This window comes from Celeribacter halophilus, assembly GCF_018860305.1.
In the GTDB taxonomy this organism is placed as follows: Bacteria; Pseudomonadota; Alphaproteobacteria; order Rhodobacterales; family Rhodobacteraceae; genus Celeribacter; species Celeribacter halophilus_A.
Window position 1 is genome coordinate 1 of the sequence record NZ_JAHKPE010000021.1, and the last position, 17,568, is coordinate 17,568.

General features: G+C 53.3%; 16 protein-coding genes, 1 tRNA gene and 1 pseudogene. 4 read left to right on the forward strand and 14 right to left on the reverse strand.

Annotated features, from left to right (window positions below):
• Positions 1 to 19 precede the first annotated feature (19 nt).
• The 6 genes and pseudogenes from KO492_RS07480 to KO492_RS07505 form a co-directional block, all read right to left on the reverse strand.
• Positions 20 to 978, reverse strand: a pseudogene (locus KO492_RS07480) (helix-turn-helix domain-containing protein); the annotation flags it as partial.
• Between the two features lie 261 nt (positions 979 to 1,239).
• Positions 1,240 to 2,169 carry a carbon-nitrogen hydrolase family protein gene (locus tag KO492_RS07485; protein WP_216044394.1) on the reverse strand — a complete coding sequence of 310 codons (930 nt, stop codon included), beginning with the start codon at positions 2,167 to 2,169 and terminating at the stop codon, positions 1,240 to 1,242.
• Between the two features lie 4 nt (positions 2,170 to 2,173).
• Entirely contained in the window at positions 2,174 to 3,223 is a 1,050-nt protein-coding gene (locus KO492_RS07490) for an ABC transporter substrate-binding protein (RefSeq protein ID WP_216044395.1), read from the reverse strand.
• Positions 3,220 to 4,020, reverse strand: a complete 801-nt coding sequence (locus KO492_RS07495; RefSeq protein ID WP_216044396.1) for an ABC transporter ATP-binding protein — start codon at positions 4,018 to 4,020, stop codon at positions 3,220 to 3,222. The genes KO492_RS07490 and KO492_RS07495 overlap by 4 nt, the downstream gene beginning before the upstream one ends.
• 11 nt (positions 4,021 to 4,031) lie before the next feature.
• Entirely contained in the window at positions 4,032 to 4,859 is an 828-nt protein-coding gene (locus KO492_RS07500) for an ABC transporter permease (protein WP_216044397.1), read from the reverse strand.
• Positions 4,810 to 5,616, reverse strand: coding sequence for a TrmB family transcriptional regulator (locus tag KO492_RS07505; protein WP_216044398.1), 807 nt, complete (start codon positions 5,614 to 5,616; stop codon positions 4,810 to 4,812). The genes KO492_RS07500 and KO492_RS07505 overlap by 50 nt, the downstream gene beginning before the upstream one ends.
• A gap of 203 nt (positions 5,617 to 5,819) precedes the next feature.
• On the opposite strand from KO492_RS07505, the gene KO492_RS07510 reads away from it, so the two are divergent.
• The 3 genes from KO492_RS07510 to KO492_RS07520 all read left to right on the forward strand — a co-directional run bounded on the left by KO492_RS07510 (position 5,820) and on the right by KO492_RS07520 (position 9,145).
• A complete protein-coding gene (locus KO492_RS07510) occupies positions 5,820 to 6,737 on the forward strand; it encodes a carbon-nitrogen hydrolase family protein (protein ID WP_216044399.1) in 918 nt (305 codons plus the stop codon).
• Positions 6,738 to 7,090: 353 nt separating this feature from the next.
• Positions 7,091 to 8,518 (forward strand): hypothetical protein, encoded by a 1,428-nt coding sequence (locus KO492_RS07515; protein ID WP_216044400.1) that lies wholly within the window; start codon positions 7,091 to 7,093, stop codon positions 8,516 to 8,518.
• A 39-nt stretch (positions 8,519 to 8,557) separates the two neighbouring features.
• Entirely contained in the window at positions 8,558 to 9,145 is a 588-nt protein-coding gene (locus KO492_RS07520) for an isocitrate lyase/PEP mutase family protein (protein ID WP_252735434.1), read from the forward strand.
• Between the two features lie 121 nt (positions 9,146 to 9,266).
• Here KO492_RS07520 and KO492_RS07525 read toward each other — a convergent pair.
• The 5 genes from KO492_RS07525 to KO492_RS07545 all read right to left on the reverse strand — a co-directional run bounded on the left by KO492_RS07525 (position 9,267) and on the right by KO492_RS07545 (position 13,959).
• Positions 9,267 to 9,343, reverse strand: a tRNA-Pro gene (locus KO492_RS07525).
• Between the two features lie 69 nt (positions 9,344 to 9,412).
• Positions 9,413 to 10,357, reverse strand: a complete 945-nt coding sequence (locus KO492_RS07530) for a DMT family transporter (protein ID WP_216044401.1) — start codon at positions 10,355 to 10,357, stop codon at positions 9,413 to 9,415.
• 558 nt (positions 10,358 to 10,915) lie between these two features.
• Positions 10,916 to 12,019 carry a 3-isopropylmalate dehydrogenase gene (gene leuB / locus KO492_RS07535; protein WP_216044402.1) on the reverse strand — a complete coding sequence of 368 codons (1,104 nt, stop codon included), beginning with the start codon at positions 12,017 to 12,019 and terminating at the stop codon, positions 10,916 to 10,918.
• Between the two features lie 63 nt (positions 12,020 to 12,082).
• Positions 12,083 to 13,123, reverse strand: coding sequence for an endonuclease/exonuclease/phosphatase family protein (locus KO492_RS07540; protein ID WP_216044403.1), 1,041 nt, complete (start codon positions 13,121 to 13,123; stop codon positions 12,083 to 12,085).
• Positions 13,123 to 13,959, reverse strand: a complete 837-nt coding sequence (locus KO492_RS07545; protein ID WP_216044404.1) for a hypothetical protein — start codon at positions 13,957 to 13,959, stop codon at positions 13,123 to 13,125. Before KO492_RS07545 ends, KO492_RS07540 begins: the two co-directional genes overlap by 1 nt.
• Positions 13,960 to 14,580: 621 nt before the next feature.
• Between KO492_RS07545 and KO492_RS07550 the strand changes: the two genes are divergently transcribed.
• Positions 14,581 to 14,820: an EF-hand domain-containing protein gene (locus tag KO492_RS07550; protein ID WP_216044405.1), complete on the forward strand. Its 240-nt coding sequence runs from the start codon at positions 14,581 to 14,583 to the stop codon at positions 14,818 to 14,820.
• A gap of 36 nt (positions 14,821 to 14,856) precedes the next feature.
• Here KO492_RS07550 and KO492_RS07555 read toward each other — a convergent pair whose 3' ends face one another.
• From KO492_RS07555 to leuC, 3 genes are all read right to left on the reverse strand, one after another.
• A complete protein-coding gene (locus KO492_RS07555; protein ID WP_216044406.1) occupies positions 14,857 to 15,375 on the reverse strand; it encodes an HdeD family acid-resistance protein in 519 nt (172 codons plus the stop codon).
• 104 nt (positions 15,376 to 15,479) lie between these two features.
• Positions 15,480 to 16,085, reverse strand: a complete 606-nt coding sequence (leuD, locus tag KO492_RS07560; protein WP_216044407.1) for a 3-isopropylmalate dehydratase small subunit — start codon at positions 16,083 to 16,085, stop codon at positions 15,480 to 15,482.
• Between the two features lie 11 nt (positions 16,086 to 16,096).
• Entirely contained in the window at positions 16,097 to 17,524 is a 1,428-nt protein-coding gene (gene leuC / locus KO492_RS07565; protein WP_216044408.1) for a 3-isopropylmalate dehydratase large subunit, read from the reverse strand.
• Positions 17,525 to 17,568: the final 44 nt, after the last annotated feature.

A 17,568-nucleotide genomic window follows, 5' to 3' on the forward strand; every position in this document is an offset into this window, starting at 1 on the left:
GTCTCAGCGGAAATCAACAGTCAAGCGTATCGGTAACGTCCTCAGTCCGCATGTTGGTGCAGAGCTTCCAGGAGACGATGTAGCGGCTGTAATCATCGAGGACTGTGCTGAGATAGAACCAGCCCCAACCAAGGACTTTGATGTAGGTGAAGTCAGTCTGCCACAACTGGTTGATCCCAGTCGTTTTGTCTTTGAACTCGTTCGCCGCCTTGAGCACGATGAATGCCGGGCTGGTGATCAAATCATGCGCCTTCAGCACCCGATACACAGTGGATTCTGAGACAAAATAGCGTTCCAGATCCGTGAACGTCACGGCCAGCTCGCGCGGTGACAGTTCCGTCTCCTGCAAGGCGAGGTCGACAACCTTGCGCTTCACCTCGTCGGGCACACGGTTCCAGACGTGTTTTGGCTTGGGAGACTGATCCTGCAAGCCAGCCTCGCCGCGCTGAAGATACCGGTCGTACCAGCGATAGAACGTGGTGCGGGGAATGCCGAGCTTGGTCAGTGTTAGACGGGCCGACAGATGGCTCTCTTCAACCAACCGGATGATCTCAAGCTTCTCAGGTGCAGGGTATCTCATTCGTGGTCGCCCCCACCGTCGTACATGCTTTTTTTGAGCAGACGTAGTTCAAGCGTTTGTTCCGCAACCACTTCCTTGAGGTCCTTTGCCTCTCGACGCAGTTCCTTCACCTCATCGGTGTTTGCAGCACGCGCCGTGTCCCCAGCAAGCCGCTTCTTACCCTGCTATCGGTCACTCGGACCGGTGGCGTTCCCTCAGCAGTCCATGAAGTCCTTGGACCATTTGTAATAGATGCCCTGTGATATACCTTCACGGCGGCACAGTTCAGCAATGCTGTCCTCGCCGCGCAGGCCATCTAGGACGATCCTGATCTTCTCTTCAGAAGAATAGTGCTTGCGTGTCGCGCGTTTGATGTCTTTGATGATCTTCTCGCCCGGGCTCTTCGTTGTCTTTCTCATCGTCCACTCCTCGGTGGTTACGATGAGCCAAGAACACTCTCTTAGCAAATACCGCTATTTGGTCCCATAATCGCTGACGTCAGACACGGCAAACCCGAGGCTGATATCCGCCAGGATTTGTTGAAAGGACGGATTGCCGAGATTCGGAAATTTCATCAGCGATGCTGTGATTTCGTTCCAGCATCGCTGAGCGGTCGTTCTTTATTGTAGTTCACACCTCCCACCCCTGCTTGAGCAGAGCGGTTGGAGGCAGCTACCACATCATTTCAGAGGCAGGTCATGGGCGAGAGCTTTTGGTTTGCTTTCATGCAACATTAGCTGCACCACATCAGATCGACTGTAATGGCCAAAACTGTCAACAATTGTTTTTGCTTTGTTAATTTCAGCCATATCCAGTTCCGCTATAATCAGCTCTTCCTTCCCGCTGTCGCTCTTGGCAATGATACGACCATTCGGGCCGACAATGGTAGACATGCCCCCCCCGACTGTAAATATCTCCATAGCCTTATCGCCCAGCTCTTCGATAAATGCCTTCGGCAGCACTCCGGTGACCGAGACAACAAAACACTGCGCTTCGAATGCATAGTTTCTTGACGCTGCGTCAATAACATTATCAGTCCATGATAGCCCGCCCGGCCAATTTGCTACATGAATCTCCTCTCCTTGAGATTGGACGGCATAGCGAAAAAGTGCGTTTGAGTGCTCATAGCAAACCAAAGCACCAAGCCGTCCGACCGAAGTGTCGTATACCTTAAGGTCTTCACCACTTCCAAAACCATAGCTCATCCGCTCATGATGGGTTGGCATGAGCTTACGCCTACATCCTAGTATGGAGCCATCCTTGTCCAATATAAGCTGGCTATTATAGAGCGTTCCACCTTCCCTTTCTGTCAGGCCGATCACCATTGCCATGCTATTTGCCTTTGCCGCTTTGCACAGCCGGTCAGTTGTCGCATCTCCAATGACTACAGAGTTTTCCAACAAACGTGGATAATAGTCTGTCCGCGCGGTGAATGCGTCCAAACATAGTGTCCAATAAGGATATCCTGGCAGAAAGGTTTCTGGAAAAACCAACAGCTCAACATTTTGTGTTGCGGCGTCTGCCGCAATGTCGTCAATCTTGTCCAGCGTTGCTTCGAGATCAAGGAAAACCGGCGCGTACTGAGCCGCAGCCACTTTACGTATATTCATCAGTTCAGCCTTTCATTTCGTCCAAAATTTTCACCGAATCCGGATCAAAACCTGTCGCCATGAGTTCTTTGTAAGCGGCTGAACTAAAATTAGAATTTACAAAGCTGGAAACGTCCGGGACTCTTGGAATTAGTTTTTCCGCATACCCCCATTCAGCCATTTTTTGCATGCGCTGGATAGCAGCTTCCGTCACGGACAGATCCATCTGCTCAATACTACTAGCAGCCCATACAGGGTCAAAGCTTGAAGATGTTTCAATTACATCGGTAGGAATACTCTTTGCAGGCTCCAGCGACTGAAACCATTGATTTGCAATGTCGTGGTTGTTTGCCGCGTAATACATAGACTCTGAATGAGCTTTCAAAAGCTTGGTAACCTCTGCTGGACGCTCGTTCATAAACGCGTCACGCATGATCAAAACCATAGAAGGTGTCACATCTTGCGATACAACCTGAGCAAGATCCTGATATTCAAAAAACGTAACCCACGGATCCCACATGAAAAACGCGTCAATCTGTTGCGTTCGCACAGCATCTGCAAGCTCTGCAGTTCCGATATTAACGAAATTTACATCTCGACCAGGAGTGAGACCCGCCTTAGTCACGGCCTCTTGCGCATTAAGGTATGCAGTAATACCGAACAGTCCATAAATGGACTTACCCTTCAGATCTTCGATTTTTGTGATCCCAGATGATTTAGTAGTCATAACCGCCGAACGGAAATAGGACTGGTGCGACACGACAGAGAGTGGAACGCCCGCAGCCATCATCATCACGGCACTAAAGTCCGCGACGCTTCCGATATCGGCCGCGTTCGATACCAGTGCCTCGTTGATCGGCGGACTCCCTGCAAATTGAGTCATCTTTACATCCACATCATTACGAATACCAATGTCGGTATTTTTCAGTGTGTGCTGTGTCTGCGCAGATACAGAAACTGTGTTGGTCCAGCAAAACCGGATCGGATCGGAATCTTTTGCGCGTAGGATGCTTGGAGCAGAAAGTGCTACGGTGCTCGATCCAAGTAACATATTGAATTGACGTCTATTAATCATGTGCTTTCCTTCTCTTCTTTTTGCCAGTCTGGTTTCAGCGTTTCCCATAGCTCGCTTACAGTTCGAACAAACCAAGGGTCGGCACGGCTTGCCGCGTTTCGTGGAAAATTAAGTTCGGATGTGACGATTTCTCTGACCCGGCCCGGTCTGGGGCTCATAACAACAACCCGGTCAGCTAAGAAAACCGCCTCATCGATGCCGTGTGTTACGAATATGACCGTGCTGTTTCCTTCAGAGGTCAGGCGCGAAATTTCCTCCTGCAGCAATACGCGGGTCTGTGCATCAAGCGCTCCAAGTGGTTCATCCATGAGTAAAATTTCAGGCTCTGGGGCCATAGCCCGAGCAATCGCAGCGCGTTGCTTCATGCCTCCAGAAACCTCATGTGGAAACTTGTCTTCAAAACCTGCAAGCTGAACTCGCGCGAGGAAATCACGGGCAACTTCAGAACGCTCTTTCTTGGGCATGCCCTTGGCTTTCAAGCCGAATTCAACGTTCTTTTGCAATGTCATCCAATTGAACAGAGCGTAATCTTGAAAAACGACTGTCCGTGACGCATCCGGTTGCAGAACCTCTTGGCCATTCTGGATCACGCCCCCAGTCGTTGGGTTTTGAAATCCAGCAATCAAGTTCAGCAACGTCGACTTGCCACAACCAGAGGGACCAAGCAACGATATGAACTCGCCGCGTTGGATAGATAGGTTAACATTTTGAAGAGCAATAATTTCCTTACCTTCTTGTGTTTTATAGACTTTTCCAACATCTGAAATTTTTAGGTGGGGCTGCGTGCTTATGTTCATAAGAGTATCCTTTAGCTACGTTCCGAGGGGGACCATGCGTTCACGCGACGCTCAATTTTCTCAACCGCTGCAGACATGATGAAACCGACGACCCCAATAGCCACCATGCCTGCAACAACGTTGTTGATTTGAAAGAGCATGCGGGATTGCTGGATCAGGTACCCTAGGCCTGTCTGTGCAGCTATCAATTCTGCAGTCACAACACACATCCAGCCAATACCAAGAGCGAGACGCAGGTTTGGCATCATGATCGGTAACGCTGCTGGAAATAGAACTTCCAGAAAGAGCATATTACGGGGCGCGCCAAGGCATAGTGCCGCATTGATTTGATTGCGATCAATTGAACGGACTGCTGTATAAGCCCCAAAAAAAAGTGGAAACACGCAACCTAAAAACACCAAGAAGTACGCAGACATATCTCCGAGGCCAAACCAAAGAATAGAAATTGGAACCCACGCTAGTGGTGGCACTGGACGAAGCGCCTCGATAATCGGGCGGATAAGGTCTGCCGCAGTCCGTGACCAGCCACACAGAAATCCCAAGGGAAGCCCTATCGCGCAAGCGAGCAAGTATCCCAAAACCACACGTTTCAGGCTTGCCGCAAGGTGCACAAAAAGTGTGCCATCTTTTGATAGCGCAGCCAGCGCAGCCAACACATCTGTTGGGGCGGGCAGCAAAAAGCTGTTGATAATCCCAAGCCCTGCCAAAGCTTGCCATAGAAGCAAGGTGCCTAGCAGACCAATAGCATTCAACGTTAGTGTTCTGCGCGCGGCAGGTCCGATGGTTCGTTTAGTCTTGACTTGATGAGGGGGGGGAGCAGTCGTTGTTTGGATTGTCATGTTCAATATCCTCAATGAATTGAGATGGTTCGCTCATAGCCCAGATCACTGAGAACAAGGTTCGCTGCATTGTTGCGAATTCTTCACTCTCAAGGATCAGGCCATAATTTTCTTTTTTTGAAGAAACGATTGCCACGCGATTGTCGTAGATCATCGTTGTTAAGCCCAATGGCACGTGCTCTGGAGCAAAGCGTACTTCGCGTTTTTCCCTGTGATTGCTGGGCCAGATATTCTTGCGATCATGGCTGCGGGAGCGCATAACCTTCATCCAGATACCTTTTTCGACACGCTCAGCGGCATAGCCTTCCATCCATTCAAGGCCCGGAACCTCCATGATTTCAGCCATTGCGTAAGTGCAGTATAATGTCCCGCTCCTGCAGGTGAGGGCATCCATCATCGTCGTCCGGATGCCCTCTTCACCCTCGTAAAAACGGATATTTGGCTTGCCTTTGGCTGCGTTGAAGAGCGCTCGAAGTTCAGGCAGCATCTCGGAAACCATTTTCCGACGAGCCTCGATTTGTTCCGACATGATCGTCGGGTCGTGGGCGACGATGATGCGCTTGCCGACCGCACCCTGGCTTTCTAAAAGCCCTTCTTTTTCCAGTTTTGCTACGGAATCGTAAACCGTCGCTTTCGGTAGCTTTGTGCGTGCGACCAACACTGAAACAGGTGAGGGGCCACTTTCAATCGCAGCCAGATAGACTCGACTCATATTGTCCGAGATGCCCAGACGTCCAAGTGTGTGTTTAAGACCCATGTGTACTTCCTTCATAAATGAACCCTACAGGTCGGATTTTTCCGACCAATTATTTTGTGACATTTTATCTTAAAAAAATCAATTATCGTAGAAATTATAGGCATAAATGTTAGGTTTTGACAGTTTTATCCGCGAGACAGGGACTTACTTCGGGCTTAATATATTTAAATGGTCGGAATATTCCGTCCCATTAGGAGAGCGACATGACTATCAAAGCAGCAGTTATTCAGATCGGATCAGTACCCTTCGACACAGAGGCGACGATCCGTAAGATTGAAATACACGTGAAGAAAGCAGCAGAAAATAAAGCTCAGTTGGCTGTACTTCCGGAGGCATTGATTTCAGGGTACCCCAAAGGTGTAGATTTTGGTGCACGGGTCGGAGGGCGTTCACCCGAAGGCCGCGACGAATTTGCGCGCTATTATGAAAGTGCCATAGAGGTTCCGAGCGCTCACACCGATTGGCTTTCAGAAATTTGCGCAGAGCACCAAATTTTTATGGTTGTAGGCGTCATTGAGAGAGATGGTGGAACGCTTTACTGCACCTCGCTGACGTTTTCCCCTGAAGATGGATTGTTGGGGAAGCATCGCAAACTAATGCCGACCGCCATGGAACGGCTGATTTGGGGATTTGGAGACGGTTCGACGCTTCCTGTTTTTGACACCGAGATTGGTAAAATTGGTTCCGTGATCTGTTGGGAAAACTACATGCCAATGTTGCGTATGGCGATGTATCAAAAAGGGATTCAGCTATACTGCGCCCCAACTGCTGATGATTCCGACGGTTGGGTGGCCAGCATGCGCCATATTGCTCGTGAAGGTCGTTGTTATGTATTAAGCTCATGCCAGTACATGACGCGCGGTGACTTCCCTGATGATCACCATCCGATTCAAGGAGAGGCCCCCGACACTATTATAATGCGGGGCGGCTCAATGATCGTGAACCCTTTAGGTGAAATTATTGCTGGCCCAATCTATGATGGCGAAGACATCGTTTATGCTGATCTGGATCTCAGAGAAATTATTCGAGGCAAATATGATTTCGATGTTGTCGGTCACTACGCCCGACCCGACGTCTTCCTGCTGAAAGTTGATGAAGGAAAGAAACAACCGGTTTCTTGACATCAATGATATGGCAGAATGAAGTGGCCCCACCTTTGAGCTAAGAGGTGGCCCTGCTTATTTTGACCATCTTGCAATCCATTTAAGGTGAATCAGAGTTTCACATCAGGCTGTCATTTTCATAGATTCGGCCCGCCTCCACGTGCTGATCAATGTTTGGATGAACACCGTGCTTCTTCGACAGCTCCGCCAAGGTCATCGCTTAGCGGATCGCCTCCAGCGTAGCCTTGGCATTAAAGTCAGGTGAATAGTTCTTTCTTTTCCTCGTTATGGATCGTCTCGTTCGTTATGCGATCCACCTGAAACACTGGTCCGAATCTTCGCGACCACATCTATCAGATCGGTTCTAACTCATGCGCGGTATAAACCTCTTATCGCAAATCATCTCCATAGAGCGATTGAGCGGTCTTCTGGCTCTTGTGATGATCGGGGCTATGGTGCTCGCAAGAGTGGGAGAAATGTTGGTGCCGCACGCCGCATCCTTGATGTGGATATCCGCATGTGCTGCGGTTGCGCTGGCGTTGATACGCATAAGGTCGGTACACCGCATCGCGCGTGTCTTTGCCATCGGCGCGCTGATCGTCGCGGGCATAATCGTAACGTTGCGCCCTGAAGGCTTACCGGCTTTAAAACAGGCGATCTTCCAAGGCACTGCATTCTCGGCATTTTTGACCTCCTTAGGCCTCATACGCACTCCGGTCCGCGCCTCGCAAGTCGTGAGCGTGGCGGCCGCACAACTGTTTTCGTATCCGGCCAAAATGCGCAATGCAGTTATGACATATGGCGCCCAAGCCTTCTCCGTTTTGTTCAATATTGGCACCATTTCGATGATGTCAGACATGGCGGTTGACCACGCTAAGCGCGCGACGAAAGCTGGGAAATCCGTCATAGATCCACGCCCCGTGACCTTATCGGCGCTTCGCGGCACGATCATGATGACGGTTTGGAACCCCATTGGGGTCGGTTTTGCGATTGTGACCACGGCAATTCCCACGCTTGATGCCGTGACTTTTTTAGGCTTGAGCTTTGCCTGCGCGATGCTAATCACAGCGGGTGGACTCATCATTTCGCATTATGAAACCACTAAAGAACCGCAGTTTGATGGTGAAGCTGAGGAGGATACCGTAAATGGGCGTGCTTTGTGGGCAATCCTGTTCGCGGTGGTTCTACTGATCCTTGTGACGTTAAGTGTGCACCACGTACTTCATGTCAGCTTTCTCGTCGCGGCTTGCATCGTTCTGCCGCTCTTATCGATACTCTGGCCATATATCGAACCTACGGTTCGCCAAAGCGCTGCCGACACAGGGAGCCAAGTTAAGGCGCTCGGTGAAGCATCCTGTGCGATGGCAAATGAAGCAACTATGTTTTTTTGTGCCGCTGTCATTGGGGCAGGAGCCTCGATCTTTCTGACAGAGTTAGGCATAGCTGACTTGATTGAAAGCGGCGCGTTGCCCATGCTGACCATTATCTTGGCGTGCCTGTTTTTGGTTCCCCTCGCCGGCGCCCTGTTGATTCCGCACTCCATCGTCATGATAATGGCTGCTCAGCTCTTTGGCACAGGCCCGATTGGTCAGGCGCATCCTTATGCTCTTGCTTTGGGGCTGTGTTTCTCTTGGGCCTGCGCGATTTCCGCATCTCCCATTTCTGCCATGTCGATCATAACTGGGCGACAACTTGGCACCTCACCATCCCGCGTGACCTCGGCCATAAATCGAAACTTCACCTTTTATTGTCTGTTGGTTTGCGCGGCGCTCGTCTCAATCATTTACTATTTAGAATGAGGCAAACCTCTCAGGAGGGCGCAATCACCTAATGCACCCATGCGTACTGCATCAATCGAACTAGCCTCCAACCTGCTGCATATTTCCAAGAGATTTGGCTATGCTTTGAATGTGCGTCATACTATCAGGACGCTAGAACGCGCCGGAGCAAGTGCCGTTCACCTCGAAGACCAAAAGACTCCGAAACGCTGCGGGCATTTTTCCGGCAAGGAAGTAGTGCCCCTGGAAGAAGCGCGCTCGCGCATCCGAGCGGCTGTAGACGCGCGCCAAGATGAAAACCTGATGATCGTCGCCCGCACTGATGCACGTGCCACAGATGGTTATATCGAAGCTCTTGACCGGGCATCTGCCTGTATCGAAGACGGAGCGGACATCACCTTTGTAGAAGCCCCACAAAGCGTGGAAGAGATGCAGGGTATTCCCTCTGCGTTGAATGGCACGCCTCAATTGGTCAATCTGGTTGTCGGGGGGAAAACCCCAATTTTAGGCACACCCGAGTTGGGAGAAATGGGGTTTTCACTCATTCTCTATGCCAACGTGGCATTACAAGCGGCAGTCTACGGAATGCAAATGGCCCTAAGGTCCGGTTTCCGACGACACTTACAAAAAAGTTTCACAAGGGATTGAGCTTATAAGATACTTAAACCCCGAAATCATCTGACGAGAAAAGGTGCCTATTTTATGAGCCAGAGGCAGAACTATGGGGAGGCAAAGTGGCAAAACTATAGGGCATTCGCCGTGATTTAATTGGTCGGAGCGAGAGGATTCGAACCTCCGGCCCCTGCCTCCCGAAGACAGTGCTCTACCAGGCTGAGCTACGCTCCGACCGTGAGGGGCGGAATATAGCGACATTGCGGGTTTTGCAAGAGCCAATTCCATGTTTCGTGACATGGCTCAGCGAAGTTTTCCGCGTCTGACAAAAGGAGAGATTCGGAAGGACGCTGCCGAAGAGGCGCGCGAGCGGGTACGGAGCACGGGGGTGTTCTCCGAATGGCCACCGCGCGACTCGCGGAAAACAATGTAGAGACCCGAGAGGATAATGATGCCCGCACCGACGACTGTCGGCAAATCGACCTTTTCGCCAAAGATGAAATAGCCGAAAATCGTAGCCCAGATGATCTGTGAATATTGCATGGGCGCAACGATAGCGGCTTCGGACGCGCGATAGGCGAAGATCAGGATCACACCGCCACTAAAGCCCAGTATCGAGACCATTCCGATACCTCCAAGATCCAGAAGCGGCAACGGCTTGTAGAAAAACGTCATTGCCAGCCCCATCACGAGGAAGTTCGCGATCAGAGGGTAGAGCATCAACACCGCAGTCCGCTCTTCACGGCCCACCTTACGCACCACAACGGAAGCGAATGCCCCGAAACCCGCGCAAGAGAGTGCGGCCAGATGACCGGGGGTGATTTCCGTGGAACCAGGACGCAGAACCACCATCACACCGACCAGCCCCATCACAACTGCGGCCCAACGGTGAAATCCGACCCGTTCGCCCAGCACCGGAATGGACAGGATTGTGATGACCAGAGGCGTGGCAAAGATCAGCGCATAGACCTGCGCCAGTGGCAGCACCGAGAAGGCATAAAAGGCGGCAAGCGTGTTGCACATGGCCGCCAGCGTACGAAACAGCGTCCACCACGGATGCACAGGGCGCAGGTGGCCTTCGCTCCGGTCACGGATCAGCATGAACATCACAAGCGGGAAGGAGAACAGCGTCGAGAAAAAGATGATCTGGAACGGCGCATAGGTCCCGCCAAGAAATTTGATCACCACGTCATGCGTCGAAAAAACCGCGAAAGCGGCGAGGGCATAGAAAGCTCCCGTGATGTTCATGCGTCGGTCCTCCTCGGATGGCGCGGTCAGGTTAGAGTGTTTCACGGGAAACCCGAGTCACAGATTTTCGAGAAACGCTTAAAACGTATGAATGTAGCGGGCCTGTCACAATCACCTTATGGCACATAGATCATTGCGAAAGCGCTTTAACGCTGCATTTCGGCAAACTGCAAACACTCTCTTGCGTTTTCAACGCCTCAAACCCACATGTGTTCCATGTATCGCACGCAAAAATCCGCAACCTGTTGTTATTGTGGCTCCAAGACTGTTCTTACGCTCGGGAATGGTGTCCGCCACGAATTGAAATGTGCAGCCTGTGGCGCGCCTCTGTCGCGAATGAAATCCCTCAATCGGAGCTATGAGCAGGATTCGTTCAAGATCAAAGGCAAGAAATCGAAAAAATCCCATTCGCCAACGCGAGGCAAAGCCAAAAAGAAACGCAAATCCACCGCATACCGGCTGTTTGACCTTGCCGAAGATATTTTCGACCTATTCGACTGAATGAAAAAGGACGCCCCTAGGGCGCCCTTTCGTGTTCTTGTTCACTGATACAGCAGATCAGAGAGACGCATCCAGAGCGGCCAGAATGGCGTCGCCCATGCCGGAGGTCGAGACAGGCGTCACGCCCTCATCCGCCAACAGATCCGCTGTGCGCACACCGTCGGCCAGCACGTTCTCGATGGATTGCTCAAGGCGGGTTGCCTCTGCACCCTCGTCAAAGGAATAGCGCAGCGCCATCGCGAAAGAGAGAATACAGGCAATCGGGTTCGCCTTGCCCTGCCCTGCGATGTCTGGCGCGGAGCCGTGCACCGGCTCATACATGGCTTTCGGACGACCATTCGCCATCGGCGCACCAAGGGACGCAGACGGCAGCATGCCGAGCGAACCGGTGAGCATCGCAGCACAATCGGAAAGCACATCGCCAAAGAGGTTGTCGGTCACGATCACGTCGAACTGCTTCGGCGCACGCACCAGCTGCATCGCGCCATTGTCGGCATACATATGCGACAGCTCGACCTCTGGATAATCGGCGGACACTTCGGTCACCACATCACGCCAGAGAATACCCGATTCCATCACATTGGCTTTTTCCATGGAGCAGAGCTTCTTGTTCCGCTTCATCGCCAGTTCAAAAGCGGCAATCGCTGCGCGGCGGATTTCCGACTCGGTGTAGCGCTGGGTGTTGATGCCGACACGCTCGTTGCCCTCGGTGATGATGCCACGCGGCTCACCGAAATAGATGCCAGATGTCAGCTCGCGCACGATCATGATGTCGAGACCGGCCACCACGTCTTTTTTCAGCGAAGAGAAATCCGCCAGCGCGTCAAAGCATTGTGCCGGACGCAGGTTGGCAAAAAGGTCCATTTCCTTGCGCAGGCGTAGCAAGCCGCGCTCCGGCTTCACAGAGAAATCGAGCACGTCATATTTCGGCCCGCCCACAGCGCCCAAAAGCACCGCGTCTACCTCTTGTGCCTTCGCCATGGTTTCGTCAGAGAGCGGCACACCATGTTTGTCATAGGCAGCCCCGCCCACGAGATCGGTGGTCACATCGAACTTGAGGCCACGTTTTTCGCCAAACCAGTCGATAATGCGAACGACTTCGGCCATCACTTCGGGGCCAATACCGTCACCGGGGAGAATGAGAAGAGAAGGCGTGCTCATGATCGCGTCCAGTCCTTGTTGTTCTTAAGGTCGCAAGCGGCGTAGCGCCTGCCCGCCGCCTCGTCAAGGAAGCCGCGCCAGATCAACCCAGACAAGGCCATGTCGAAAGGTGTTTTTTTCACTCGCCGCATCGACCCAAGCGACACCGGCATCGAGAACCTCGAGACCGGCAGACGGCAGCACATAGTCCACACGCAGGTTTCCCGGCTGCGGATCTTCCCAGTCGGCAGTGTCCAGAGCAGGGTCGCCCAGATGATCGGGATTGGCGACAGGGCCGCGCTGCGCCCGCGGCTGCGGGTCCTGAATACGGGGATCGGAAAGCAACGCCTGCATCGCCTCGCGCCACCCGTCTCCATCATGCGAGTCGAGATTGCTGTCTCCCAAAATGACGAAATCACCTTCGGGCGGGGAGAGCGGCAAGGCCCCGTCAAGATAGAGCAGCCAGAACCGCGTCTCATCCGCATTGCGCCGCCCGTTGCGATCTTCCTCACCGTCGAACACAGGGGAGGTGGCCGTATAGCTGAACAGATGGAGTGGCTCCCCGTTCCACATCACAGGGACATCCCAATGTGCATGCGAAGACAGACGCAGAACCTCCAAGTCTTCATCATCAAAATATCCCTCCGGCAGAGCCGCCTCGGGCAGATCGCGCCACAGCATCCCGGAAAAATCGCGCACATCCTGCGCCGCAATCGGCAAAAGCGACAAAATCGCCATGCCGCCCTGCCCTGTAAACTCGCCATAGGATTGCGCATCCTCTGGTTCGCCAAAGCGGCCATCCTTATTCAGATCACGCCCTGTAGGGCGACCGGAATTTCCGGGATGGGTAAAGAGAGCGGGGTAATCGAGATCTTGAGCAAATGCGCGCAGACTGTGCCCGTCAAGATCGGTATCAAACCCCGTGAGTAGCAAAATATCGGGAGAGAGCGCACGGATATGATCCTGCGCGGCTCGAATTTGCGGATCATCCCCTTCGAGAATATCGCGCAGCAAAAGCCCCGGCCCGTTGCGCGTCAGTTCCACAGTCCAAGTGGCAACACGCAAACGCTCCTGTGCGGCAGCCCCGAAAGGCTTCAGAAGCAGAACAAGCGCCAGACACCGCATCACGCGGCTGCATGGTCCAGTTCGGCACGTGCATAGGCCTGACGCCGCTTTTCCGCGATCATGGAGGCAATCCGCCCCATCGCGATACCGCGCATAAACAGAGACGAGGGCAAAAAGGCCCATGCAGCGACGGCCCAGATCAGGGATTGATCGCTTTCAACGCTTAGCGCGCCAAACGTGCTTGCGGCTGCTTTCAACACCACAGGAATAAGGAAAGGCAGCAAAAACCCGATCACAACATTGATCCGCGCGTCACGGTTCAACCGCTTCACCACATCACCGCCTGCGGTCGGGTCAAAGGTCGGAAGATTGATCCAGACATTGAAAGAACCGGACTTGGACGGCCAATGCCGCACGCCCAGCACAATCAGGAAGATCGCCAGCGACAGAAGCGAAATAAGGTAGCTCAAACCGGCGGCCTCGCGCATCAGTTCGACCTCTTGCGCAGAGCTGTTGGCAGGCAAGGCCAAGACCATCAGACGGACGGGCGAGTAAGGGAAATCAAGGACATAACCGATCAGCGCGCCGATGGCCCTGATAAATTCGGTCACGATGGTCGGGCTATAGGTGCCGCGGACAATCAGCGCCAAAAACAGCACCGTGACAAACAACGCGGCAAAGCGCACGCGGTTGAACGGCGGCGCATCGCGAAATTCGACAAGCCCCGGATAGACCGACACATATTCAAAAAAGGTCAATGCCGCCGCAAAAAAAGCGACAAGGGCGATCACCTGTGCGGTATCTGCGGTCACGCTTGGCAAAAGCATAGACGGCACGATGACCAACAGGACCACCAAAAATGCGCGTAAAAGCGCTCCCAGCACGCGACGAACCACTGCCAATTTCCCTTCAAACTGGTTGAGCACGATACGAAGCCGCGCTCTTTTCCCATTTTGATCCCGCCAAATATGACGGATTGCCTCAATATTGCCCAACTTTTGCCTTCTTTCGTCTTGTGCAGCAAGGATTGGTTAAGGTTAACGGTGCAAATCGGGCGGTTTCATGGAAGAAGCGGTGCGAAATTGCATCATTGCGCCCTGATTTCTATGTTTTTTCAAGGTATCTGCCACTTTTCAGAAAAAGAGGCGGGCCCGAAACGGTCTGCCATATGCGAGTCGGGGCCATGTCAGAAACGACACACCTGAGCCCACAGGGGTGATATTCACACCGGTTACGCGCGCCATAGACAAGCGGCGGCACATATCAAGATGGGAGCGATGCGCCCCTTCGCAGGCTGGCACGTTCTCGCCGGAATTGGCAGGAAAACCCCGCTTATTTGCGAAACCCCGCGCAAAATTGCGCGACATTCCGCACCGCTACGGCGAGCAAATGCGCAAAATCTTTCTAATGTTTTCAGCTCCTTGAGACCTTGAGCGCGGGCTGTATCTCTCAGGGCAACGGTTCATAGCCGTTTCAATTCGCCCTTCACGGGCAACACACATGAAAGGACACACAATATGAAACCTATTGCTCTGACCCTTGGCGCTCTGACCCTCTTCGCGGCTCCGGCATTTGCCCAGACCACCTTGCTGGATAGCGACGAAAACGGCACCTACTCCATGGAAGAGATGCTGATGGTCTATCCCGACCTGACCGAAGAAAACTTCGCCCTGATTGACGCCGATGCAAGCGGCGAAGTCACCATCGAGGAACTGGCTATGGCACAGTCCGAAGGCCTGCTTCCCGCGATGGAATAACTCTACAGAGGCGGCGGCCCAAAAGGGTCGCCGTTTTCACAAACGATGGTTGCGCAGGAAAAGCCCGAACCCGATCAGGCCGGCCCCGTCCACCAAAAGCTCGATGCCAAAGAGAATACCCAGAAGCGACAGGGAAATGGCCGCGAAATTCGCGAGGATATACCCCCCCAAAAGCACTGTCACGGCACCGGAGAGCAACAGCGCCCAAAACAACCGGCTTTCCCGCATCCGCCACGCCATCAGCAGACGGATCACACCGGAGGCGAGCAGAAACCCGGTGACCAGCATGGTCAGCGACACAGTGCCCTCCAAAGGATTGGCAATAAAACTCACGCCGATCAACAGGCTGATTAGTCCCCAAATCAGCGTAAAGACCCGATTGTCATGCAGCACACCGGAAAATCCGGCCCAAAGCTGCGCCACACCGGCAATGGCGAAAAGCGAGCCCAGCATGACCGTGATCGCAAGCGAGGTCACAACCGCATTGCCCAGCGCAAGCAGGCCAAAGAGAAACATCAGGGCACCGATTCCAACCCATGTTTTCCAATTCGTCATGACACTCTCCTATCTGTTTCACCCTAGATATAAGCATGCAGTCCCAAAAGAAAACGGCGACCAATGGCCGCCGCTTCACGTTTCATGTCAATCTCTGCCCGAACTCAGACCCAAGGACGTTCCTGAGCCAGTTTGTTTTCAAACGCATCAATGTCTTTGACATTGTTCATCGTCAGACCAATGTCGTCCAACCCTTCGAGCAGGCAATGTTTCTTGAACGCGTCCACCTCGAAAGGGAACTCCTGTCCGTCCGACGTGGTGACAACCTGATTTTCCAGATCCACGGTCATGCGCGCGTTGGAGCCTTTTTCGGCATCCTCCATCAACACATCCACAACCTCTTGCGGCATCACGATCGGCAGGATGCCGTTCTTGAAGCAGTTGTTGTAGAAAATGTCGGCGAAAGACGTGGAAATCACGCATTTGATGCCAAAGTCGGCAATCGCCCAAGGCGCGTGTTCCCGCGACGAGCCACAGCCGAAGTTGTCACCCGCGACAAGAATTTCCGCGTTGCGATATTGCGGCTTGTTGAGCACGAAATCGGGGATTTCATTGCCCTGACGGTCATAACGCATCTCGTCAAAAAGATTCACACCAAGGCCGGACCGCTTGATGGTCTTCAGAAACACTTTCGGGATAATCATATCCGTGTCGATATTCACAAGCGGCATAGGGGCCGCGACGCCGGTCAGTTTTTCGAACTTTTCCATTTTGCGGCTCCTCAAGCAGTCTCGGTTTCGATCATCAGCTCGCGCACATCGGTCAGATGACCGGTGATCGCAGCGGCAGCGGCCATCGCGGGAGACACAAGGTGCGTCCGCCCTTTATAGCCCTGACGGCCTTCGAAGTTGCGGTTCGACGTCGAGGCGCAGCGCTCCCCTTCCGACAGTTGATCGGGGTTCATGGCCAGACACATGGAACAACCCGCCAGACGCCATTCGAAACCGGCGTCCTTGAAAATATCGGCAAGCCCTTCTTCTTCGGCTTGAGCCCGCACAAGGCCCGAACCCGGCACAACCATGGCCCGCATACCGTCTTTGATCTTCTTGCCTTTGAGGATCTCGGCAGCGGCGCGCAAATCTTCGATCCGGCCATTGGTGCACGATCCGATAAAGACCGTGTCGATCTCGATATCGGTGAGTTTCTGACCCGGTGTGAGGCCCATATATTCAATGGCACGTTTTGCCGCGTCGACCTTACCACCTGAGAAGCTCTCGGGATCAGGCACAGTCGCAGTGATCGGCAGAACATCCTCGGGCGAGGTGCCCCACGTGACAACAGGCTCGATGTCTTCGCCCTTGAGCGTCACGACCTTGTCGAAATGGGCGCCCTCATCGGTATAGAGCGTTTTCCACCAGTTCAGAGCCGCTTCCCACTGTGCGGCTTTCGGCGCATGCGGGCGACCTTTGACATATTCAAAAGTGGTTTCGTCGGGCGCGATAAGACCGGCACGCGCACCGCCTTCAATCGCCATGTTACAGACGGTCATACGGCCTTCCATCGAAAGATCGCGGATCGCTTCTCCACAATATTCGATGACATAGCCCGTGCCGCCAGCAGTGCCCGTTGCACCGATCACGGCAAGGGTGATGTCCTTGGCTGTCACGCCCGGCTTCAACTTGCCGGTGATCTCCACCTTCATATTCTTGGACTTCTTCTGGATCAGCGTTTGCGTGGCCAGAACATGCTCGACTTCGGAGGTGCCGATGCCGTGGGCCAGCGCACCGAACGCGCCGTGGGTGGCGGTGTGGCTATCGCCGCAGACCACCGTCATACCCGGCAGGGTCCAGCCCTGTTCCGGCCCGACAATGTGCACGATCCCTTGGCGCACGTCGGAGACCGGATAGTAATGGATGCCGAAATCCTTGGCGTTCTTGTCGAGCGCATCAACCTGAATGCGGCTTTCCTCATTGGCGATCACGCCGGACACACGGTCCAGAGTGGTCGGCACGTTGTGATCCGGCACGGCAATGGTCTTGTCCGGCGCGCGCACGTCACGACCGGCAAGGCGCAGCCCCTCAAAGGCTTGCGGCGAGGTCACTTCGTGAACGAGGTGGCGATCAATATAAAGCAGGCAGGTGCCATCTTCCTGCTCGTGGACAACATGGGCGTCCCAGATTTTATCATAGAGTGTCTTCGGGGCGGTCATTTCGCTCTCCCGTGGATGTTCTGTGGAATTTGTATGAAGTCAGC